We start from the raw sequence: 22,598 nt of genomic DNA, 5'->3' as shown, positions 1-22,598 counted from the left end.
GAAACACATGAATGCTTCGATCATCGCCGGCGGCTGTATTCTTCCGCTTGCGTTGACCGACTCTGGCACCATAATTCAAAATCCAGAATTGACAACAGGTATGTTGTATACCAGGATGAAAGGCATGGATCGTCCCCACGTTATGATGGCGGCCATTGGGAGAAGCGCCGTGGACCGACGGACGGGCCAAGCGCGCGACGCTGTCGGCGTACCGCGTATTCACATGGACAGCTCCGTGGGGGATGCGGCCCGGCTGCTCGCACGGTCGGGTGTGGGCGCACTGCTCGTAGTCGATGGCCATGAGCCGGAGGCAAGCGTCGTCGGGCTGCTGACGGAGCGTGACATATTCCGAGCGCTCTCCGCCCGCGGACCGGACGTCTACGGCCACTGCGTTTGGCTCATCACCGAGCACGATTTCCCGGCGATCGACGTGACCGCCTCCCCCCGGGACCGCCTGCAGGCCTTCTGTGACCGAAAGGTCGATCATATCGCACTGATGGATGGATTTCGGGTTAGCAGTGTCCTTAGTATCTGGGACTGCGCCTGCGCGGACCTAAGTGCATGACCGACCCAACCGATCAATCGAGAGAGCCGGAAGAGCGCCCGATGAAGTATCTGACCGTCGTGGAATGCCCGGTGGTGTTCCCGGCCGAGAACGAACACGGATTTTCGAGCAAGGACATGCTGCCCCGTGCGGGTGTCACCGCCGGCCTGGAGAGCCGGCACGTGCGAGTGCTGGACAACCGCATCACCGCGGTCTGCATCTGGAACAGCGAGTTCCTGGCCAAGCGGTTCTTCGACAAGGACTGGCACAAGAAGGCCGACGACGTCTGGGGCGACGCCTACCAGACTCGCTTCGAGCCGATCGACGACGCTTCGGCGGCCTGATCCGGTCGGGGCCTGGGAGCTGGTACGACGATGCCGGCGCCCGACCCTGACTTTGAGGACGAGGATGCAGGGTTCCACGCTTGGAACCCGGGCATCGTCTCCGGACTGCCGCGCCATGTCCGGCCGCTCGCCACGATCTTCCGCGCCGAGAACATCGAGAACTCCTACGCGGAGATCCAGGAGCTCAGCGACTTCAGTGGACTCCAGGCCACCCAACTGGCCCTGTTCCGCCCCGAGCGCCTAGTCGTCCATGCGGTGCTGATCCGCGTGATGGCCGATCTCTCGGTGCCGCTCGGCGCAGTGTACGCGGATCTCGGCGTCAATTTCCGGCGCATCGTGACGACGATCCTGCGTGACGGGATCGGGGACCGCATGCCGCAGGTCGCCGAGACCTTGCACAACGTTCGCGCCGAAGCGGCTGCTCTCATCGAGCGCGAGATCGCCGTCCTCCTCGACGAGCCTGTGGCCGTCCCGGCCCGCAGCCGGGGCCTGTGGCCATTTCAACGACGAGAAGCATCGAAACCTGTCGAGGATTGGCAGACGCGCGCCTGCCGCCGGCTCAACGAGCCGGCGGGCCCGGTGGGCAGCCTCGAGCAGGAGGTTCGCGAGGCGTTGCGCTGCGTCGCCGCCGGGCTGATAGGCCGTCAGGGCTTTCTGATCCGCGACAGGGCGTTGCTGGCCAAGCTTGCCGCCATTCTGGTCTCGAACGCCCATGGCAGCCGGCGGATCGGCGAGACGATCGACCCGTGGATCGCTGAGATCGTCGCCCGCGAGGGCTACCGTCGTGTCGGTGCCCAGAGCCATCCCGTGGTGATGAACGTCAAGGGGGCCTCGGCCTCCGGCAAGAGCACGATTCGTCCGTACCAGCGTGGCCTCGCCGAGCGGAACGGCACCGACTGGTCCGACTTTGCCGTGATCACACCCGACGTCTGGCGCAAGTTTCTGCTCGACTATGACAGTCTCGGTCCGGCGCGGCGTTATGCCGGCCCGCTGACAGGCCACGAGGTTGAGGTCGTCGATTCCAAGCTCGACCGTTACATGACGCGGAAGGCGGCCGAGGGGCGCATCTCACACCTGCTGATCGATCGCTTCCGCTTCGACAGTTTCTCCGCCGATTCCCGCGGCGACGGGACCAGCCAGCTCCTGACCCGCTTCGGCCACCGCATCTACCTGCAATTCATGGTGACGCCGCCCGAGGCGACCGTGGAGCGCGCCTGGAAGCGTGGTGAGCAGTTCGGCCGCTACAAGGCGGTCGAGGACCTGCTCGCGCACAACGTTGAGGCCTTTGCCGGCATGCCGCGCCTATTCTTCCTCTGGGCACTGCGAACCGACAAGGCGGTGGTGTTCGAGTTCCTCGACAACACCGTGGCCCTGGGCGAGACACCGCGCACGATCGCCTTCGGCAGCAATGGTGCCATCACCATTCTCGATCCCCGCCGACTGCTCGACGTCGATCGATTCCGGCGGATCAACATTCACGCCCGTTCGCCCGATGAGGTTTACGATGGCGCCGACCTCGCGCCGGAGCGCAACGCCGGCTTTCTGCGTGAATGCCTTGCGCGCCTATCGAGCGTGCGTTTTGCGGAGCAGCGGACGGGACGCGTCTTCGCCCGTTTTGAGCACAAGCGGCTGATCGGGCTCGATCGGGTCATCCTCGACCGGGTCTGCGAGGACGATGAAATGCGCGCCGCCCTGTTGGCCGCCGGGCTCGATCCGGGTTGGCCGGATGTGCCGCCGATCGAAGAGACCCTGCGCTGTTCCGAAACCTCGACACTTGGCCTGTGGGGTGGCGACGCCTCGTGACGGGGTTATGTTGCACTGCAATGCATGGTTCAGCCAGGCTGGCTCAAAAAAGGATTAAAATCTGCATAAAAGTGCTACGTCATGCGTTATGCGCATAACGGTATCTGGTATTTTGTACTTCATATCCAAAAACGCTGGGTCTATCTCTGTCGCAACGCAACATTGTCCCCAGAGAGGCTACCATGCTCGGCACCGCACTCTTCGCTCTCGTTCTTCTGTTTGCTCTCCAGGCGCTGCTGGTGGTCAAGGTCGCCGACAAGCTGACCGCCGACGCCGCGACCAGCCAGGACGGCCGCAACGGCAATCTGCAGGGCGCTGGCCGCTACGCGCAGCTCGCCGCCTAAAGCACACCAGCCGCCTATGGCGGCTGCCGGGCAGCTAGTCTGCGTGGGTGGCGGAGACGCCGATTTCGCCGAGCGCCGCGACGGGGATGACGGCCGCGTTCGGCACCATCATCGGTGCGGCGATTTCTCCGTTTGGAGCGAGCAAGCTCACGCTATCCGGCTCATGCCCGAAGGCCTCGGCCAGTAGGGCCAGCGGTTCGTCGAGAGCGAAGTCGATCATCGCCGTCCCCTGATGGTTGCCCAAGTAGCCCGAGCTGCGCGACGGTCTCACCGTCGGCGCCGATGCGGCATTCTGGTATATGGCATGCCAGCGCTGGGATTGTCAATATTGTGCAGCCAGTTCGTTGACTGGTTGCGCTATTATTCGGCTGCAGCTCGCTGAACCGGTCCCGTTGCGCCCGATCCGAGGATCTGGTCGACCTCGACGGCTGAGCAGCCCAACACCTCGCGCAGGATCTCGTCGGTATGCTCGCCGAGTAGGGGGGAGCGCTTGATCTCCACCGGGTTCGCCGAGAGCTTGATCGGATTGCCGACGGTCAGATAGCTGCCTCGGGCCGGATGCTCGACCTCGACGACCGTGCCGCTGGCACGCAAAGCCTCATCCTCGGCAATCTCCTTCATCGAGAGGATTGGCCCGCAAGGGATGTCGTACTCGTTGAGGATGTCCATCGCCTCGAACTTGTCGTGCTTCATCGTCCACGCCTCGATGCGCGTGAAGATCTCGTTCAAGTGCGGCAGGCGCGCTTTCGGCGTCATGTAGTCCGGATCGGTCTTCCAGCCGGGCTCACCGATGATGTCGCAGATCGGGTCCCACACCGCTCCTTGCGTGATGAAGTAGATGTAGGCGTTCGGATCCTGTTCCCAGCCCTTGCACTTCAGGATGCGGCCAGGCTGGCCCCCGCCTGAATCGTTGCCGGCACGCGGTACGGACTCGCCGAACTCCACGCCCTCGCCGAACTGGCTGTATTCCTTGAGCGGCCCCTGTTCGAGGCGCTGCTGGTCGCGCAGCTTCACACGGCAGAGATTGAGCACGCCGTCCTGCATGGAGCAGTCCACGCGCTGGCCCTGGCCAGTCTGGGTGCGGTGGTAGAGCGCTGTGACGATGCCGAGTGCCAAATGCAGACCGGTGCCAGAATCGCCGATCTGGGCACCGGTCACCATCGGCACGCCGTCGCGCCAACCGGTGGTCGAGGCGGCGCCGCCCGCGCATTGCGCGACGTTCTCGTAGACCTTGCAATCCTGGTAGCGGCCCGGTCCAAAACCCTTCACCGAGGCGAGGATCAGGCCTGGATTGGCTTGCTGAAGCTTCTCCCAGGTGAAGCCCATGCGGTCGAGCGCGCCGGGGGCGAAGTTCTCGACGAGCACATCGCATTCCCGGATGAGCCGCCAAAGCACCTCTTTGCCGTGAGCGTTCTTCGCGTCGATCGTGATCGAGCGCTTGTTGTGGTTCAGCATCGTGAAATAGAGGCTGTCCACGCCCGGAAGATCCTGAAGCTGCTGGCGCGTGGCGTCGCCCGTGCCCGGCCGCTCGATCTTGATGACGTCGGCGCCGAACCAGGCGAGAAGCTGCGTACAGGTCGGACCGGACTGGACGTGCGTAAAGTCCAAGATCCTCACTCCGTGGAGTGGCGTGCTCGTCATCCTCTCCTCCCAGGGAGATACTTCTACGATTCTCCGGCCGGGATTTCAGCGATCCCGTGCCGAGCCATGCGCCGCCCGGAAGCGGGGAGCCCTAACGGCCTGCGTCTCGACAGGCGCGGCGCGGGGCGATGGATTCGCTTTTGACGACGGCGCAATATTGGCATACCAAATACCAGCGGTCAATTTTGCCGGCTGAAACCCGGCGTTGCGCCAATCCGCGGCGTCGAGCCAGAACGAGGCTATACCCGGCTATGCTTGACGCGCGTCTTGTGTTTCCCAAGCCGAATCGCCAAGGTCCGCGCCGGGAAACGACGTCGACATCACCGATCCGTAGCCAGTACCAGACCGATACTGACGCCATGCAGAACTTCACGATCAAGCCGCTCGTTCCGGCGACGAGTCTGCGGACTCTGGCCTACGAAGCGTTGAAGTCGGCCATCACCAATATGGATATCTACGGCCAGAGCGGCGATATCCGTCTGGACGAGCGTGGCCTGTCACAGACGCTTGGCGTTAGCCGGACACCGATCCGCGAAGCGCTGACCGTGCTGGAGCAGGAAGGCTTCGTGCGCAACGAGCCGCGGCGCGGGGTCTTCGTCGTCAAGAAGACAAAGCGCGAGATCGTCGGGATGATCCAGGCCTGGGCGGCCCTGGAGAGCATGGCGGCGCGGCTCGCCTGCACGCGCGCCTCGGACGAAGACCTCCAGTGCATGCGCAAGATGTTTCCCGAGTTTTTCGAGGGGAAGCCGGCAGACCATCTGGCCGAGTATTCGGAGGCCAACATCCGCTTCCACCAGAAGATCATCTCCCTCGGCCATTGCGAGGTGATCCAGGACCTGTGCAGCAACCTGCTGATGCACGTGAAGGGCGTGCGCAACATTGCCCTGCGCGAGGGCGACCGCGCCTCGACCTCCATCGCCGAGCATGTCCACATCATCGAGGCGCTGGAGGCGCGCAACGCAGACCTCGCCGAACGCCTCGTGCGTGACCATGGTCTCGGCCTCGCCGTCCATGTCGAGCGCTACGGTCACCACCTGAACTGATCTCGCTCCGGAGCTGAACTGATCTCGCTCCGGAGCCCGGAACGACACCTCGGCTCGATCTCGAAAGACGTTCCGCCCGGCATTCGACACGTCGCGGTTCCCCGCTATGATCGCGCCCTGTGCCGGGACGAGCCGTCCTTGCCCCGGCGGCCGGCATTCAGGAGCCCGATGGCCTTCGCGCCGAAACAGATCGCCGTACTCGCGCTTTTCGCGCTGGCCGCATGCCTGACGCCTTTGCAGGAGGCGAGGGCGCAGTGGGGCGACAGTTACGATGTGCCGCGCGATTCCTACTACGCCCCGCGCCGTCGCGCCGCCCGCGAGGATCGCCGCTACGCCCCGCAGCAAGAGGCGCCTCGCCAGTTCTACTGGCCTTGGGAGGAGCGTCCCCAGCAGCAGGTGCAGCCGCAGCCGCAGCGGCCTCCGCGGACCTATGTTCGGCCCTCTCACCCGCGCGCGCCGTCGATCGGATCACGCGGCGGGCAAGAGGGGCAGACCGTCCGGCGACGTACGCCGGCAGCCGCACCGAGCGTCGCTCGGCAGGCGCCGCCGGCCCCCACCAAGATCTCGCCAAACGTCCAGGTCGCCGTGTTCGGCGACTCGCTCGCCTCCTATCTCGCCAAGGGGCTCGATGACGCCTTCCGCGAAAATGCGGACGTCGCGGTGGTCGATCGCTCGCGTGGCGATAGCGGAATCGTGCGCAAGGATGTGGTCGATTGGCCGAAGGCCGTCGAGGACTACCTCAAGACCAACCCGAAGGTCGCCTATGCCCTTTTCATGGTTGGCGTGAACGACCGCCAGGCGATCCGCGAGGGCGGAGACAGCTTCGAGCCGCTCACCGACAAATGGCGCGAGGTCTACGCTGCGCGGATCGACGCGGTGATCAAGGTATTCACCGACCACAAGATTCCGCTGGTCTGGGTCGGTGTGCCTCCCGTGCGTTTCGAGATGCTGACCAAGGATCTCGCCACGATCAACGACATCGCGCGCGAGCGCGTCCAGAAAGCCGGGCAGACCTATGTCGACATCTGGCCGGGCTTCGTCGACGACCGCAACCGCTACACCGCGACCGGCCCTGACCTCGACGGCCAGCGCGCCACGTTGCGCACGGCGGACGGCATCCACTTCACCTTCCCCGGCGCACGCAAGGCCGCGCATTTCGCCGACATTGAACTGAAGCGTCTGATGGGGGCGAACGGTACGCTGCAACCGGAGCAGCCGACCGTCGCGACGGTGCCCTCAGGCTTGCCCGCAGATGCTGGTCCGAGCCTCGACGACAGCTCGGCAATCGATCGCAAGATCACGGCGATGCTACCGAGCTTGCCCGAGCCACCCGGTATCCCGAGCCTGCCGGTGAAACCGGCTGCCGGCCCTGTCATCCCACTCGGCCGCGCCGAGATCTCGCCTGGCGGCGCGCTCGCCACGGGCCGCCCCCGCGAGGGAGACGCCGCCGGCACCGTCGAGCGCACGCTCCAGCGTGGAACCGCCCCGATGCCGCAGCCTGGCCGCGCCGACGACTTCAAGTGGCCGCCAGGATAGCATCGGCTTTCCGACGCCCCTCCTCGGGACGGGCGAAATGCGTCTGGCTCTAAGGCGGTCACCAGCGAGGTTCGGGCCAAGAGCAGCTCTCATTGCCGAGCCGATGTCAGCGGCAGCCATGCCGCTAGAGCCGATTGCGCGACGCATTTGCCTCAACATTCGCGTGAAGTCTTAACGGCGGGGTAAGCTGCCTAAAGTTGCAGCTTTACCCCAAAACCCGGCACTGCGAATGTTGGGCCCGAATCAGTGAAATATTCACGCGAAGTGCGGGAGCGCTGGCATGCCGAAGATCAGCATTCGCGAAGATCAGCGCGGCGGCCAAGCGGTCTATAGCGGCCGCACGATCCTGTTGGGCGGACTCTGCGAGGATGAGGCGGCGAACTTCGCCGCCTTTTTTCGCGCAGCCGATCGCTTCCGTGGAGGGCGCGTAGGTCAAGTCCGGACTGCGGGCACCCGCAATCAGGCCGGCGGCCGGAAGCCCGGCTGACCGATCGCGGCGTACGCGACGCCTGGACCTGCTCCGGTAAGCTCGCTCAGTCGACTCAGCGCGGCAGGATGCTCTCGCCCATCAGCATCTCGTCGATCGAGCGGGCTGCCTGACGGCCTTCGCGGATCGCCCAGACGACGAGAGACTGGCCGCGCCGCATATCGCCGGCCGCGTAAACTTTTTCGCGTGACGTGCGGTAGTCGTCCTCGTTGGCGAGCACATTGCCACGCTTGTCGAGTGTCACGCCGGACTCTTCGACCAGGCCCTTGTGCAGGGGGCTTGCGAAGCCAATCGCCATGAAGACGAGATCGGCCGGCAGAGTGAACTCGGTGCCAGCGATAGGCTGGCGCTTCTCGTCGACGCGCGCGCAGAGGACGCCGGTCAGCCGGCCCTTGCGGTCGCCTTCGAGACCGAGTGTCGCCGCCTGGAACTCGCGCTCGGCGCCCTCGGCCTGGCTCGAGGAAGTGCGCATCTTGGTCGGCCAATAGGGCCATACCGTCAGCTTGTCCTCGCGCTCGGGCGGACGCGGCCGGATGTCGAGCTGCGTCACCGAGAGCGCACCCTGGCGGAAGGCCGTGCCGACGCAGTCCGACGCCGTGTCACCGCCGCCGATGACGACGACGTTCTTGCTTGCGGCGATGATCGGAAGCTCGCCGTTGCCGGGCATCGGCTCGGCGCCGACGCGACGGTTCGACTGTACGAGGTAGGGCATGGCGTAGTGGACGCCGTCGAGTTCCTGTCCCGGCAGTTGCGGGTTGCGCGGCTCCTCGGCGCCGCCGGCGAAGAGCACGGCGTCGAATTCGGCCTCCAACTCGTCAACGGTCTTATCGACGCCGACATTGACCTTGTAGTGAAACTGGACGCCCTCGGCCTCCATCTGCTTCACGCGCCGGTCGATATGGCGCTTCTCCATCTTGAAGTCAGGGATGCCGTAGCGGAGCAAGCCGCCGGCCTTCGGCTCGCGCTCGAAAACGTGGACGTCGTGGCCGACGCGGGCGAGCTGTTGGGCCGCTGCCATACCCGCCGGTCCCGATCCGATCACGGCGACGCGCTTGCCGGTCTTGGTGGCGGACGGTTCGGGCTTGATCCAGCCCATGTTCCAGGCGCGGTCCGCGATGGCCTGCTCGATGGTCTTGATAGCCACCGGCTGATTCTCGAGGTTCAGCGTGCAGGCCTCCTCGCAGGGCGCGGGGCAGACGCGACCGGTGAACTCCGGAAAGTTGTTGGTGGAGTGGAGGTTGCGCGCAGCTTCCTCCCAGTCCGACTGGAACACGAGGTCGTTCCAGTCCGGGATCTGGTTGTGCACCGGGCAGCCGGTCGGGCCGTGGCAGAACGGGATGCCGCAATCCATGCAGCGTGCGGCCTGCTTGGCGAGGTCGTGCTCGTCGAGCGGCAGCGTGAATTCGCGGAAATGGCGAACGCGGTCGGCGGCGAGCTGATACTTCTGCTCCTGCCGGTCGAATTCGAGGAAACCCGTGATCTTACCCATCGATCAGCCCTTCGCGGAACGCGCGCCCATGGCGCGGCTTGCCGCGTCCGTTTCGTAGCCAACGCTGCCGGATGGTCCGGCAGCGCAGATGATCTCACTCCGCCGCGATCGGCATCCGGGCAGCTTCCATCTCGCGGAGCGCCCGGCGGTACTCGACCGGCATGACCTTGACGAACTTGGTCCGATACTCCGACCAGCTGTCGAGGATCGCCTTGGCCTTCGGCGAACCGGTATACTTGAAGTGGTTGGTGAGGAGCTGGCTCAGACGCTCCTCATCATGGCCCGACATGTCGCCGAGAAGATCGACGCGGCCCTTGGTCTCGAGATCGCCGTCCTGGTGGAAGCGACGCATGATGTCGTCCTCCTCCTCCACGGGCTCGAGATCGACCATCGAGAGATTGCAACGCGCGGTGAACGAGCCATCCTCGTCGAGCACGTAGGCGATGCCACCCGACATGCCGGCCGCGAAGTTGCGCCCAGTCTCGCCGATCGACACGACAACGCCGCCGGTCATGTACTCGCAGCCATGGTCGCCCATGCCCTCGACCACGGTGATCGCGCCCGAGTTGCGGACCGCGAAACGCTCGCCTGCGGAGCCGCGGATGTAGCACTCGCCGGCGATGGCTCCGTAGAGCACCGTGTTGCCGGCCATGATCGTCCGCTCGCCGGGAGACTTCAGCCCCTCGCTTGGACGGATGATCAGCTTGCCGCCCGACAGGCCCTTGCCGATGTAGTCGTTGCCATGGCCGGTCAGTTCGATGGTCACGCCCGCGGCGAGCCACGCGCCGAAGCTCTGGCCGGAGGTGCCGGTGAGCTTCACCACGATGGTGTCGTCGGGCAGGCCCTCATGGCCATGCGCCTTGGCAACGGCGCCCGAGAGCATCGCGCCTGCGGCACGGTCGGAGTTCTTGATGACGTCGGTCAAGACCACCGGCTCGCCGGTCTCGATGGCGCTCTTGGCGCCCTCGATCAGGCGGCGGTCGAGCACCGAGTCGATCGGATGGTGCTGACGGTCGACCCAGCGGATCGCGACGTTCTCGCCGACCTCGGGCCGGTGGAACAGCTTGCTGAAATCGAGGCCGCGGGCCTTCCAGTGTTCGATGGCCTCACGCTTGTCGAGGAGATCGGAGCGGCCGATCAGGTCCTCGACCTTCGTGAAGCCCATCGCGGCCATCAACTCGCGCACCTCTTCGGCGACGAAGAAGAAGTAATTGATGACGTGCTCGGGCGTGCCCTTGAACCGCTTGCGCAGAACCGGGTCCTGCGTTGCGACCCCGACGGGGCAGGTGTTGAGATGGCACTTGCGCATCATGATGCAGCCGGCCGCGATCAGCGGCGCGGTCGAGAAGCCGATCTGATCGGCCCCGAGCAGCACGGCGATCAGGACGTCCTTGCCGGTGCGGATGCCGCCATCGGCCTGCAGGGCGACGCGGCCGCGCAGGTTGTTCAGGACGAGCGTCTGCTGAGTCTCGGCGAGACCGGTTTCCCAGGGGCCGCCGGCATGCTTGAGCGAGGTCAGCGGCGCCGCGCCGGTGCCGCCGTCGAAGCCAGAGATGGTGATGTGGTCAGCGCGCGCCTTGGCGACGCCGGCCGCGACCGTGCCAACGCCGACCTCGGAGACGAGCTTCACGGAGACGTCGGCCGCCGGATTGACGTTCTTCAGGTCGAAGATCAGCTGGGCGAGATCCTCGATCGAGTAGATGTCGTGATGCGGCGGCGGCGAGATCAGGCCGACGCCCGGGGTAGCGTAGCGGACCTTCGCGATCTTGGCGTCGACCTTGTGGCCGGGCAGCTGGCCGCCTTCGCCGGGCTTGGCACCCTGCGCCACCTTGATCTGCATCATGTCCGAGTTGACGAGGTACTCGGTGGTCACGCCGAAGCGGCCCGAAGCGACCTGCTTGATCGACGAGCGCCGCGAGCGGCCGTCCGGCCCGGTGACGAAGCGGCGCGGCTCCTCGCCGCCTTCGCCCGAATTCGAGCGGCCGCCGAACGAGTTCATGGCGATGGCGAGGGTCTCGTGCGCCTCCTTCGAGATCGAGCCGTACGACATCGCACCGGTGGCGAAGCGCTTCACGATCTCGGAGGCCGGCTCGACCTGATCGAGGGCGACGGGCTCGCGGCCGAGATCGGCGGCGGTCTTGACGACGAACAGGCCACGCAGGGTCTTGAGGTGGTTCTCCTGCTCGTTCACCAGCCGCGCATATTCGCGGTAGCGCTCGGCCGCGCCCAGACGCACCGCATGCTGCAGCGTCGCGACGGTGTCGGGTGTCCAGGTATGGGTCTCACCGCGCAGGCGGTAGGCGTATTCGCCGCCGACATCGAGCGCGTTGCGGTAGATCGGAGCGTCGCCGAAGGCATCACGGTGACGGAGCGCGGTCTCCTGGGCGACCTCGGCCATGCCGATGCCCTCGATCGTGGTCGCGGTCCCGAAGAAGTCGCGGGCGACGAATTCGGAATTCAGGCCGATCGCATCGAAGATCTGCGCGCCACAATAGGACTGGTAGGTCGAGATGCCCATCTTGGACATCACCTTGAGCAGCCCCTTATCGATCGACTTGATGTAGCGGTAGACGATCTCGTCGTTGGTGACGTCCGGAGGGAACTCGTCCTTCATCTCGATCAGCGTCTCGAAGGCGAGATACGGGTTGATCGCCTCCGCGCCGTAGCCGGCCAGGCACGCGAAATGATGGATCTCGCGCGGCTCGCCGGACTCGACGACGAGGCCGACTGAGGTGCGAAGCCCCTTGCGGATCAGGTAGTTGTGCACGGCGGCGGTGGCGAGCAGCGCCGGGATCGGGATGCGATCCGGTCCGACCGCGCGGTCCGACAGGATGATGATGTTGTAGCCGCCACGCACCGCGACCTCGGCCCGGTCGCAGAGCCGGTTGAGGGCGCCGTCCATCGCTTCCGCGCCGGTCTCGGCGGGGAAGGTGATGTCGAGCGTCTTGGTGTCGAAGCGGTCCTCGAAATGCGAGATCGAGCGGATCTTCTCGAGGTCGCCGTTCGTCAGGATCGGCTGGCGCACCTCCAGCCGCTTGCGACGCGAGGCACCCTCCATGTCGAGCAGGTTCGGACGCGGCCCGATGAACGAGACGAGGCTCATCACGGCCTCTTCGCGGATCGGGTCGATCGGCGGGTTGGTGACCTGCGCGAAGTTCTGCTTGAAGTAGGAGTAAAGCGGCTTCGACTTGTCCGAGAGCGGCGCCAGCGGCGTATCGGAGCCCATCGAGCCCACGGCCTCCTGGCCGGTCACGGCCATGGGCGCCATCAGCAGCTTGAGGTCTTCCTGAGTGTAGCCGAACGCCTGCTGGCGATCGAGCAGCGACACGTCGGTGCGCGAGGCGCGCGGCTGGATCGGGTGCAGGTCCTCTAGCACGATCTGGGTGTTCTTGACCCATTCGGCATAGGGATGCGCTGCGGCGAGCTCCTTCTTGAGCTCCTCGTCGGAGACGATGCGGCCCTTCTGGAGGTCGATCAGCAGCATGCGGCCCGGCTGCAGGCGCCAGGACTGGACGATCTTCTCGTCCGGGATCGGCAGCACGCCCATCTCCGAGGCGAGCACCACGAGCCCGTCATCGGTGACGATGTAGCGAGCGGGGCGCAGGCCGTTACGGTCGAGAGTGGCGCCGATCTGGCGGCCATCGGTGAAGGCCACGGCGGCAGGGCCGTCCCACGGCTCCATCAGCGCGGCATGATATTCGTAGAAGGCGCGGCGCTCGTCGTTCATGAGCGGGTTGCCCGCCCAGGCCTCCGGGATGAGCATCATCATCGCGTGGCTGAGCGAATAGCCACCCTGAATGAGGAACTCGAGGGCATTGTCGAAGCAGGCGGTGTCGGACTGGCCCTCGTAGGAGATCGGCCAGAGCTTCGAGATGTCGTTACCGAACAGCTCGGAATCGACGCTCGCCTGGCGCGCCTTCATCCAGTTGACGTTGCCGCGCAGCGTGTTGATCTCGCCGTTATGCGCGACCATCCGGTAGGGGTGCGACAGGCGCCAGGTCGGGAAGGTGTTGGTGGCGAAGCGCTGGTGCACGAGGGCGATCGCCGAGATGAAGCGCTCGTCCTTCAGGTCGAGGTAGTAGTGGCCGAGCTGGTGCACCAGCACCATGCCCTTGTAGGTGATGGTCCGGCTCGAGACGGAAACCGGGTAGAACTCCTTCACCCGCTGATCGTCGAGGGCGTAGACCTTGTTCGAGATCACCTTGCGAGCGATGTAGACGCGCCGTTCGAAGGCGTCCTGGTCGCTCGTCGAGGCGGGCATTCCGATGAAGAGCTGCCGATGATGCGGCTCGGTCTCCTTCACCGCATGGCCGAGATCTTCGGAATCCACCGGCACGTCGCGCCAGCCCACCAGGGGCAGGCCTTCCTCGGCGAGCACCTTCTCGACGATGTCCTCGATAACGGCGCGCGCCTGATCGTTCTTCGGCATGAAGAACTGGCCGATCGCATACTGACCCGCCGGCGGCAGCTCGAAGCCGAGCCCGGCGCATTCCTGCGCGAAGAAATCGTGCGGGATCTGGGTGAGGATACCGCAACCGTCGCCCATGGTCGGATCAGCGCCGACCGCGCCGCGATGGTCGATGTTCTCCAGGATCTTGAGACCCTGCTGCACGATGGTGTGCGTGCGGCGGTCGTGCATGTCGGCGACGAAGCCGAGGCCGCAGGCATCACGCTCACGGGCGGGGTCGTATAGGCCCTGCGCCTTCGGCATTGCCGGGTCGCGCACGATCATCGGGGCCGGCCCCGCGTGGCGCGACGGCACGGCGCGCTCGCTCTCAGCGGCGACGTGGGGCATCGACCCTCCGGATGCGATTCCGCTCATGTCCAAACCGTTCTCCGATCGTCCCGCCGGATCCGGCGAGGATGCGAGCATGTTTCGTGCCCGAACGCCAGAGAAGCGGTCGGGGATCGTTCAGTCGTCGCGATCGGGTCGGCTCGGCACCATCTCGAAAGGGCGCCCGCAACCCGCGGGCGCCACACCGGCTGTCTCGCTCAGCCGGCGTTCGCCCAGATCGCCACGTCGGCAATCGGCATCTCGGTTCGTTTCGACGTCGTGTCGTTCACGCCAACCGCTCCTGCCGGCCTTCGGCAGTTCGAGAAAAGGACAGTCTCACTGTCCTATAAGGTGACGTTGCCAGATTTTATCAACTCCAGCAAGAGCCCGATCGCAACGGCAAACACGCTTCCGCCAAGGGGCGCGGCCGGGGCTGCGCATCAGCCTTGGCAAATCGTGAATCGAGCGCCGAGACCGCTTGCCACTTTCGTCCCGCATTTCTGCCCCGATCGGCTGCTTGAAGCGAGTCTGCCGATCACGAGGGGAATGCGGAGTAACGGCTCCGCTGATCGGACCGGAGGCAACAGGGTCTTCAAGATCCGCCGCCGGTCGAGGCTGAGACGAGCAACGATGAGGGGGCGAAAGAGAAGCCACATGGCATCCATGCGCCGTACGCGGACGTTCCGCACGATTTCCCGCCACACCCGTGTCCTTCGCGCCGCGATGCTCGGAGCGACCGTCCTGTCGCTCCTGGGCGCACGCGAGGCCTCCGCCCAGTACGCCTACGGCTATGTCGGGACCTACCGGGCGCCGGTCTACGAGGACGAGATGGCCCCAATTCCGCCACGCGCCGTCGTCTACCGGCTGCAGGATCGCGGCTTCAGCGAAATCGGCCGGCCCCGGTTCGACGGACGCGCCTATGTCGTCGATGCGACGAATCCGGCCGGCAACCGCGTCCGGCTCTATGTCGATGCCGGGGACGGCGCGATCTTCGGTCGCCAGCGCCTCGATGCACCGCCGAACCGGGTAGCACGGGCTGCCCCTGGCTATGGCTGGACCGAGGACGATGTTGCCGCACGCCACCGTTCCCGCGATCCCGACGCGATGCTGCCGCCGGGGGACATCCCGCTGCCACGCCCGTCATTGCACACCGAGGTCGAGCGGGCTCCGAGGCTCGCCGCGCGACCTGGAGCCGGTAATCCCGACACCTTCGGCGTGAATCCCGATGGCCGCCCGAGCGCCAAATCGGATGCTCGGAAGGCCGAAAAGGCTGCACAGCGCAAAACCGCTAAGCTCACCCCGCCGGCAAAGCCCGCCGCGCCGCGCGTGGCTCCGGAGGCGCCGGTCCCGCCGGTGGCGCCGACCGAGCAGGCCGCCCCGAATACCGCCGCAACGCCCGAGCCCGCGAAGGTACCCGACGTCGCCAATGCGCCCGATCCGGCCAAGGCTGATGTCGGCCTGCCGAAGGGCGAAGCCGCGCCGCTGCTGCCGGCCGCGAAGCTGCCTGTGCACGAGGAGAAGGCAGCCGAGAAGCCGGCCGAGCCTGCTCCCGCGGAGAAACTGGCTGCGCCCCCGGTTTCCGAGAAGCCAGCCGAGGTTCCGGCACCGGCCCAGGCAGCGGAGAAGCCTCCCGAGGCCCCCGCCGTGCCGCAGGTCGTCGACAAGCCAGCGGCCGAGGGAGGCTCGACCGAAGCCAAGCCTTCCGAAGCCAAGTCGACGGCTGTGCCCTCCGCCGCCGAGGCTCCGAAACCGGAGGCCAAGGAAGCCGCGAATCAGCAGTGGCAGGACCCGCCGAGCGGCGATGCCAAGCGCAAGGTCCGCATCATCGGTGGGACGTCGACGGTGCCGGGTGCCAGCCCTGCACCGAGCGGCGACACGCCACCGCCAGCGGCCAACTGACGGAACTCCCGGTTCCAGCGCCGGCATTCCGGGTTCGCCGTCGGCGTCCGGGAATGCCGGAAAGATGTCTGGCCTATGCCCCGAGCAGCAGCCGCTCGCGGCCGGAAAAAACCGTCAACGTGTCGGAGCGGGCTATGGCGCAGAGCGTCAGGTCGTGGCGCCGGGCTCGCTCGATCGCCAGCGAAGTCGGCGCCGAGATTGCCACGATGACGGAGGCGCCGAAGGTCGCCGCCTTCTCGGCCATCTCGAACGAGCAGCGGCTCGTGATGATGAGGAAGCCCTGGTCCGGATCCTCGCCTGCCCGCATCAGCGCCCCGATCAGCTTGTCGAGGGCATTGTGGCGACCGACATCCTCGCGGACCGCAAAGACGCTCCCGTCGAGCCGCGCCCAGGCTGCGGCATGAACCGCGCGCGTCTCGCGGTTGAGCCTCTGTTTCTCGTGAAGCCCGTCGAGCGCCGTCTTGATGGCCGAGATCGCGACATCCGGGCCCTTGCCACTGCGTGGTGAGGCAAGGGGCAGGGCGGCGAGGTCGTCGATGCCGCAGACGCCGCAGCCGGTCCGGCCGCTGATCGCGCGCTTGCGGGCGAGGTGTTCGCGCAGACGTCCCGGCGCGAGATCGACGAGGAGCCGCAAGCCGCCGTCACCCTGCTCGACGAGGGCCGAGCGGATCTCGTCCGCAGCCTCGACGATGCCCTCGGTCAGGCTGAAACCGTAGGCGAAATCCTCGAGATCCGCCGGGCTCGTCATCATCACCGCGTAGGGCACGCTGCCATAGACGATGTTGACCGGCATCTCGACCGCGAGCGGCCGGCTGTCCGCGCGCGGCTCGGGATCGTCATAGGCGACAACGAGCACCGACACGCACAGGCTGGTACCCGGCAACGTTGTGTCGCAGCCTTCGGAATCGGGGGCGGCCAATTCGGTCGTTGCCATCGGCGTCAGGCTCGCATCCCAGAGCGCAAAACCCAACAAAATACTAACGAGTGTTGGGGCGGCATGCAGCGTTCGCCTTAAGTCATGCGCGGAACTTGGCCGTGCGGCACTCTTGGCGGTTGCGTGATTGTGATCAGTATGGTTCTACGTCGCGGTCCGACGATCTCGCAGTGATAGCCTCGCCTTGGGCTCTCCCCGCGTGACAGGACCTCGCACTGCACAGTCGCTATCTGCGAACGGGCGGTCGCGAAATCAAGAGAATAACGGGGAGCCAGGGAAGGCACATGCGGACGGCGCAGGCGAAACATCGGTCTAAATGGGGATTCGCCGCGCTCGGCGCCCTGCTCGTCACCACCACCTCTGCCTTCGCGGAGCCCGGCGTGCCGGTGCCGTGGCAGATGGATCGCCAGACGCCGGTGACGGCCGAAGCCGCCCAGCTCGCCTCGTTCGAGGGCTGGCTCCACGTGCTGGCCGCCGTGATCTCGGTCTTCGTGCTGGGGCTGCTGATCTACTGCATCGTCCGCTTCAACGAGAAGGCCAACCCGACGCCTTCCCGCACGACGCACAACACCGCGATCGAGATTGCCTGGACCATCATCCCGGTCCTGATCCTCGTCGCCGTCGCCATTCCCTCGTTCCGCATGCTGCGCACTCAGCTGATCGTGCCGAATTCGGACGTGACCGTGAAGGTCACCGGCCATGCCTGGTACTGGACCTACGAGTACCCGAAGGTCGGCGAGGATGGCGGCTTCACCTTCGACGCCAATATCGACGAGGATAAGGAGCCCAAGCTCCTCCAGACCGACAACGAGATGGTCGTCCCGGTGAACAAGGTCGTGAGGGTCCAGGTGACCTCGACCGACGTGATCCATTCCTGGGCGATGCCCTCCTTCGGCGGCAAGATCGACGCGATCCCTGGCCGCCTCAACGAGACATGGTTCAAGGCCGAGCGCGAGGGCACCTATCACGGCCAGTGCTCGGAGCTCTGTGGCATGCGCCACGCCTACATGCCGATCGTCGTGAAGGTGGTCAGCGATGAGGCCTATGCGGCCTGGCTCAAGGAAGCGAAGACCAAGTACGCCGCGATCGACGGTGGCTCACGGCTCGCTTCGGCCAAGTAAGGACGCACGCGGGACGGGCGGCCATCCGCCCGATCCCATTCGCCTGATCATACGATACCCGATTTAAGGTCAGACCCGATGGCAACCGCCGCAGCACATGCCGGGCATGATGCCCACGACGATCACAAGCCGTCCTTCTTCGCCCGTTGGTTCCTGTCGACCAACCACAAGGACATCGGCACGCTCTACCTGCTGTTCGCGTTCTTCGCGGGCTGCGTAGGCGCGTTCCTTTCCTTCGGCATCCGCATGGAGATGGAGGAGCCGGGGCTCCAGTATTTCACCAATCCGCAGACCTATAACGTGTTCGTCACGGGTCACGGCCTCATCATGGTGTTCTTCATGGTGATGCCGGCACTGATCGGCGGCTTCGGCAACTGGTTCGTGCCCTTGATGATTGGCGCGCCGGACATGGCGTTCCCGCGCATGAACAACATCTCGTTCTGGCTGACCGTCGCAGGCTTCTGCAGCCTGGTCTGCTCGCTCTTCGTCGAGGGCGCACCCGGCGCCGCCGGCGCGGGTACGGGCTGGACCGTCTATCCGCCGCTGTCATCTGCTGGCCATCCTGGTCCGGCCGTCGATTTTGCGATCTTCTCGCTGCACCTCGCCGGTGCCGGCTCGATCCTCGGCGCGATCAACTTCATCACCACGATCCTGAACATGCGCGCCCCGGGCATGACGCTGCACAAGATGCCGCTCTTCGCTTGGGCCGAGCTGGTCACCGCCTTCCTGCTGCTGCTCTCGCTCCCGGTGCTCGCCGGCGCGATCACCATGCTGCTCACGGACCGCAACTTCGGCACGACCTTCTTCGCGCCCGAGGGCGGTGGTGACCCGGTTCTCTACCAGCACCTGTTCTGGTTCTTCGGTCACCCCGAGGTGTACGTGATGATCCTGCCGGCCTTCGGCATCGTCTCGCACATCATCGCGACCTTCTCGAAGAAGCCGGTCTTCGGCTACCTCGCGATGGCCTATGCCATGGTCGCGATCGGCGTCGTCGGCTTCGTTGTGTGGGCGCACCACATGTACACGGTCGGCCTGTCGCTCCAGACGCAGTCCTACTTCGTGTTCGCCACGATGGTGATCGCGGTCCCGACTGGCGTGAAGATCTTCTCCTGGATCGCGACGATGTGGGGCGGTTCGATCCGCTTCACCGCTGCGATGCACTGGGCAGTCGGCTTCATCTTCCTGTTCACGGTCGGCGGCGTCACCGGCGTCGTGCTCGCGAACTCGGCAGTCGATAAGTACCTGCACGACACCTACTACGTCGTCGCGCACTTCCACTACGTGCTCTCGCTCGGCGCCGTGTTCATCATCTTCGCCGGTGTCTACTACTGGTTCCCGAAGATGACCGGCCACGTCATCCCGGAATGGGCCGGTAAGCTGCACTTCTGGCTGGCCTTCATCGGTGCGAACGTCCTGTTCTTCCCGATGCACTTCCTCGGCCTCGCCGGCATGCCGCGCCGCTACGCGGACTATCCGGAAGCCTTCGCGCCCTGGCACAAGGTCGCGACCTGGGGCGGCCACATCTTCGCGCTCGGCATGGTGGTGTTCTTCATCGGCATCATCCTGGCCTTCCGTTCGAAGACTCGCGCTGCCGACAATCCGTGGGGCGAGGGCGCCACGACGCTGGAATGGACCCTGTCGTCGCCGCCTCCCTTCCACCAGTACGAGACGCTTCCGCAGATCGTCGACGAGCCGGCCCACTAAGCCGCTCAGACGACGACGAAACATCGCGAGGACCGCTGCGGCGGTCCTCGCTCTTTCCCGGATGCCCCAGGCCCTCGCGGCGACGGCATCCCGGAAAGGGCGGTTCGGCCCCCGAGGGCCGCGCGAGCCTGAAAGGACTTTGGTTCAACCGATCCGAAACGCGGTTTTCATGTCGAGCCTGTCGAACAGCCTCTCCGGCGAGGCGCAAGCCTTCAATCCGACCGCCAGCGCGGCCGGCGGTGAGGTCTCGGACTTCTTCGCCCTGCTGAAGCCGCGGGTGATGGTGCTCGTCATCTTCACCGCGCTGGTCGGCATGGTGATCTCGCACCCGCAGGTCAGCCCGATCATCGCCGCCATCTCGCTGCTGATGATCGCCGTGGGCGCTGGCGCGTCGGGCTGTCTCAACATGTGGTGGGATGCCGACATCGACGCGCTGATGACGCGCACCGCCAAGCGTCCGATCCCCGACGGCCGCATTCTGCCGAACGAGGCGCTCGCCTTCGGGATGGTCCTCTCGGTCGGTTCTGTGCTGATCCTCGGCCTCGCCTCGAACTGGCTCGCCGCAGGGCTTCTCGCTTTCACCATCGTGTTCTACGCCGTCGTCTATTCGATGTGGCTGAAGCGGGCGACCGCTCAGAACATCGTCATCGGCGGCGCTGCCGGAGCACTCCCGCCTATCGTCGGGCAGGCCGCGGTGACGGGCCATGTCAGCCTCGACTCCGTTGTCCTGTTTCTGATCATCTTCATCTGGACGCCGCCGCATTTCTGGGCGCTGGCGCTCGTGAAGAGCGGCGACTACGCCAAGGCCGGCATCCCGATGATGCCGAACGTGGCCGGTCCTGACTCCACCCGCCGCCAGATCGTCTGGTACACGCTGCTGCTCGCCCCGCTCGGCCTCGTCCCCGTCGCCATGGGCTTCGGCGGCTGGCTCTATGCGGTGATCGCGGCTTTCGGCGGCCTCGGCATGCTCGCGGGCGCCATGCAGGTCTTCCGCCTGCGCGAGGGCGAGGCCGAGCGTCGGGCAGCAATGGGCCTGTTTGGCTTCTCGATCCTGTACCTGCTCCTGCTCTTCGCGGGGCTTCTGGTGGAACACGGCTTCGGCCTGTTCCGCGCCGTCATCGCCTGACGCGCCATGATGGAACCGAAGTTTCAGGTCAGAGCGCTGACGCCCGAAGAGGAGAAGGCGCGCCGCAAGCGCTCCGTCGCCATCGCGCTGACGCTCGGCGCCCTGGTGATCCTGTTCTTCGTGCTGACGATCGCCAAGCTCGGCCCCCAGATCCTGGAGCGCCCGCTGTGAGCGCCACGGGCCGGCCTCCGCAGAATGGAGCGCGCTGGACGGCGCTCGCCTGTGCCGGTGTGGTCGCAGGGATGACCGGGCTCGCCTTCGCCTCGGTGCCGCTCTACAACATGTTCTGCAAGGCGACGGGCTATGACGGCACGCCGCGGACAGGCGCCGCGCCGACTGCCTCTGCGGATGCGACCTCCAAGCCCCTGCGGGTCCACTTCGACACCAATGTTGCCCCGACCCTCACCTGGCGCTTCCAGCCCGAGGTGACGAGCGTCGACGCCGTGCCGGGCGAAACCAAGACCGTGTTCTTCAAGGTGACCAACACGGGCTCGAAGCCCGCGACGGGGATCGCGGCCTTCAACGTGCAGCCCGGGCTGATGGGCAGCTATTTCGTGAAGGTCGAGTGCTTCTGCTTCAGCGAGCACACGCTGCAGCCGGGTGAGAGTGCCGATTATCCGCTGGTCTTCTACGTCGACCAGGGTCTTCGGAAGGATCCCGATATCGGCGATCTCGGCGAGATGACCCTGTCCTACACCTATTTCCCTTCCCGCAACGGCACGCCCGTGGCGGCGGCCGACGGCAAGAAGGGCGGCTGAGCGGGGACGCGGACGACTTTCTTCCACGCGCAAGCGTGACAATGGGCCGAGGCCCAAGATAGAGCTTCAAGTTCGAAGGCCGGTGCTAAGCCGATCGTCGACAAGGTGAAACGGGGCCAGCCGGTGGCGGCGAAGGCCGGGGAGAGGAGAGCTTTTCGATGGCCGAGGCGCACGCCAAGAATCACGACTACCACATCCTCAATCCGAGCCCGTGGCCGCTGATCGGTGCCTTCTCCGGCTTCATCACCACGACCGGCGCGGTCTTTTGGATGAAGAGCCTGACGCTCGGCGGCCTCGCGGTCGGCCCGTACATGTTCGGCGCCGGCTTCCTCGGCATCCTCTACACCATGCTCTCCTGGTGGAAGGACGTCGCGCACGAGGCCAATACGGGCGATCACACCCGCGTCGTCCAGCTCCATCACCGCTACGGCATGATGATGTTCATCGCCTCCGAGGTGATGTTCTTCGTCGCGTGGTTCTGGGCCTATTTCGAGGCCGCGCTCTACACGGCCGACCCGATCCAGACGCAGCGCGTCGAGTTCACGGGTGGCACCTGGCCGCCGAAGGGCATCGAAGCCTTCGACCCCTGGCACCTGCCGCTGCTCAACACCCTGATCCTGCTGACCTCGGGCACCACAATCACCTGGGCGCACCACGCTCTGCTGCATGACGATCGCAAGGGCCTCAAATACGGCCTCTGGTTGACCATCATCCTCGGCGTGCTGTTTACCGCGTGCCAGGCCTATGAGTACAGCCACGCGCATTTCGGCTTCTCGGGCAGCATCTACTCGTCGACCTTCTTCATGGCGACGGGCTTCCATGGCGCTCACGTCATCATCGGTACGATCTTCCTCGCGATCTGCCTGATGCGCGCCTATGCCGGCGACTTCACCGTCAAGCAGCACCTCGGCTTCGAGTTCGCCGCTTGGTACTGGCACTTCGTCGATGTGGTGTGGCTGTTCCTCTTCGCCGCCATCTACGTGTGGGGTTCCGGCTTCGGCCACGCTGCCGCTCACGGCTGAGGCGTCGCGCAGACCCGTCCCCGCCTTGC

The 22,598-nt window shown here is 65.7% G+C and carries 19 protein-coding genes; 14 read left to right on the top strand and 5 right to left on the bottom strand.

Annotated elements, in window-relative coordinates; translation table 11 throughout:
- Positions 1-7 precede the first annotated feature (7 nt).
- The 4 genes from HCU64_RS12445 (at position 8) to HCU64_RS12430 (ending at position 3,035) form a co-directional block, all read left to right on the top strand.
- Positions 8-565 carry a CBS domain-containing protein gene (locus tag HCU64_RS12445; protein WP_233384227.1) on the top strand — a complete coding sequence of 186 codons (558 nt, stop codon included), beginning with the start codon at positions 8-10 and terminating at the stop codon, positions 563-565.
- Positions 562-888, top strand: a complete 327-nt coding sequence (locus HCU64_RS12440) for a hypothetical protein (protein WP_233384226.1) — start codon at positions 562-564, stop codon at positions 886-888. The genes HCU64_RS12445 and HCU64_RS12440 overlap by 4 nt, the downstream gene beginning before the upstream one ends.
- 30 nt (positions 889-918) lie before the next feature.
- Positions 919-2,691 (top strand): zeta toxin family protein, encoded by a 1,773-nt coding sequence (locus HCU64_RS12435; RefSeq protein WP_233384225.1) that lies wholly within the window; start codon positions 919-921, stop codon positions 2,689-2,691.
- Positions 2,692-2,873: 182 nt separating this feature from the next.
- Positions 2,874-3,035: a hypothetical protein gene (locus HCU64_RS12430; protein WP_233384224.1), complete on the top strand. Its 162-nt coding sequence runs from the start codon at positions 2,874-2,876 to the stop codon at positions 3,033-3,035.
- A 34-nt stretch (positions 3,036-3,069) separates the two neighbouring features.
- Here the strand turns inward: HCU64_RS12430 and HCU64_RS12425 are convergent, their stop codons facing one another.
- The gene (locus HCU64_RS12425; protein ID WP_233384223.1) at positions 3,070-3,255 is read right to left on the bottom strand and encodes a hypothetical protein; all 186 of its coding nucleotides are present in this window, start codon (positions 3,253-3,255) and stop codon (positions 3,070-3,072) included.
- Positions 3,256-3,395: 140 nt separating this feature from the next.
- Positions 3,396-4,676: a formyl-CoA transferase gene (gene frc / locus HCU64_RS12420; protein ID WP_233384222.1), complete on the bottom strand. Its 1,281-nt coding sequence runs from the start codon at positions 4,674-4,676 to the stop codon at positions 3,396-3,398.
- Between the two features lie 359 nt (positions 4,677-5,035).
- On the opposite strand from frc, the gene HCU64_RS12415 reads away from it, so the two are divergent.
- From HCU64_RS12415 to HCU64_RS12405, 3 genes are all read left to right on the top strand, one after another.
- A complete protein-coding gene (locus HCU64_RS12415) occupies positions 5,036-5,719 on the top strand; it encodes a GntR family transcriptional regulator (RefSeq protein WP_233384221.1) in 684 nt (227 codons plus the stop codon).
- A gap of 168 nt (positions 5,720-5,887) precedes the next feature.
- A complete protein-coding gene (locus HCU64_RS12410) occupies positions 5,888-7,255 on the top strand; it encodes an SGNH/GDSL hydrolase family protein (RefSeq protein WP_233384220.1) in 1,368 nt (455 codons plus the stop codon).
- Between the two features lie 280 nt (positions 7,256-7,535).
- A complete protein-coding gene (locus tag HCU64_RS12405; protein ID WP_233384218.1) occupies positions 7,536-7,742 on the top strand; it encodes a hypothetical protein in 207 nt (68 codons plus the stop codon).
- A 55-nt stretch (positions 7,743-7,797) separates the two neighbouring features.
- On the opposite strand, the gene HCU64_RS12400 is transcribed toward HCU64_RS12405, so the two are convergent.
- Together HCU64_RS12400 and gltB are read right to left on the bottom strand one after the other, a co-directional pair.
- Complete coding sequence (locus tag HCU64_RS12400; RefSeq protein ID WP_233384217.1) at positions 7,798-9,231, bottom strand: glutamate synthase subunit beta; 1,434 nt, start codon at positions 9,229-9,231, stop codon at positions 7,798-7,800.
- 94 nt (positions 9,232-9,325) lie between these two features.
- On the bottom strand, positions 9,326-14,026 hold the full coding sequence (gltB, locus tag HCU64_RS12395; RefSeq protein WP_233384216.1) for a glutamate synthase large subunit: 4,701 nt from the start codon (positions 14,024-14,026) through the stop codon (positions 9,326-9,328).
- Between the two features lie 633 nt (positions 14,027-14,659).
- On the opposite strand from gltB, the gene HCU64_RS12390 reads away from it, so the two are divergent.
- The gene (locus HCU64_RS12390; protein ID WP_233384215.1) at positions 14,660-15,904 is read left to right on the top strand and encodes a hypothetical protein; all 1,245 of its coding nucleotides are present in this window, start codon (positions 14,660-14,662) and stop codon (positions 15,902-15,904) included.
- Between the two features lie 73 nt (positions 15,905-15,977).
- Here the strand turns inward: HCU64_RS12390 and fdhD are convergent, their stop codons facing one another.
- Positions 15,978-16,838 (bottom strand): formate dehydrogenase accessory sulfurtransferase FdhD, encoded by an 861-nt coding sequence (gene fdhD, locus HCU64_RS12385; protein WP_233384214.1) that lies wholly within the window; start codon positions 16,836-16,838, stop codon positions 15,978-15,980.
- A gap of 284 nt (positions 16,839-17,122) precedes the next feature.
- On the opposite strand from fdhD, the gene coxB reads away from it, so the two are divergent.
- The 6 genes from coxB (at position 17,123) to HCU64_RS12355 (ending at position 22,569) form a co-directional block, all read left to right on the top strand.
- Positions 17,123-17,959: a cytochrome c oxidase subunit II gene (gene coxB / locus HCU64_RS12380; RefSeq protein ID WP_233384213.1), complete on the top strand. Its 837-nt coding sequence runs from the start codon at positions 17,123-17,125 to the stop codon at positions 17,957-17,959.
- A gap of 78 nt (positions 17,960-18,037) precedes the next feature.
- Positions 18,038-19,663, top strand: a complete 1,626-nt coding sequence (ctaD, locus tag HCU64_RS12375; RefSeq protein ID WP_233384212.1) for a cytochrome c oxidase subunit I — start codon at positions 18,038-18,040, stop codon at positions 19,661-19,663.
- A 169-nt stretch (positions 19,664-19,832) separates the two neighbouring features.
- Complete coding sequence (locus tag HCU64_RS12370) at positions 19,833-20,789, top strand: heme o synthase (RefSeq protein WP_233384211.1); 957 nt, start codon at positions 19,833-19,835, stop codon at positions 20,787-20,789.
- Between the two features lie 6 nt (positions 20,790-20,795).
- On the top strand, positions 20,796-20,960 hold the full coding sequence (locus tag HCU64_RS12365; RefSeq protein WP_233384210.1) for a hypothetical protein: 165 nt from the start codon (positions 20,796-20,798) through the stop codon (positions 20,958-20,960).
- Positions 20,957-21,547: a cytochrome c oxidase assembly protein gene (locus tag HCU64_RS12360; protein ID WP_233384209.1), complete on the top strand. Its 591-nt coding sequence runs from the start codon at positions 20,957-20,959 to the stop codon at positions 21,545-21,547. Before HCU64_RS12365 ends, HCU64_RS12360 begins: the two co-directional genes overlap by 4 nt.
- A 158-nt stretch (positions 21,548-21,705) precedes the next feature.
- A complete protein-coding gene (locus HCU64_RS12355; protein ID WP_233384207.1) occupies positions 21,706-22,569 on the top strand; it encodes a cytochrome c oxidase subunit 3 in 864 nt (287 codons plus the stop codon).
- The last annotated feature ends 29 nt before the right edge of the window (positions 22,570-22,598 follow it).

Source organism: Methylobacterium sp. C25, from assembly GCF_021352225.1.
Lineage (GTDB): Bacteria > Pseudomonadota > Alphaproteobacteria > Rhizobiales > Beijerinckiaceae > Methylobacterium.
This window is presented reverse-complemented; position numbering and strand designations above follow the sequence as displayed.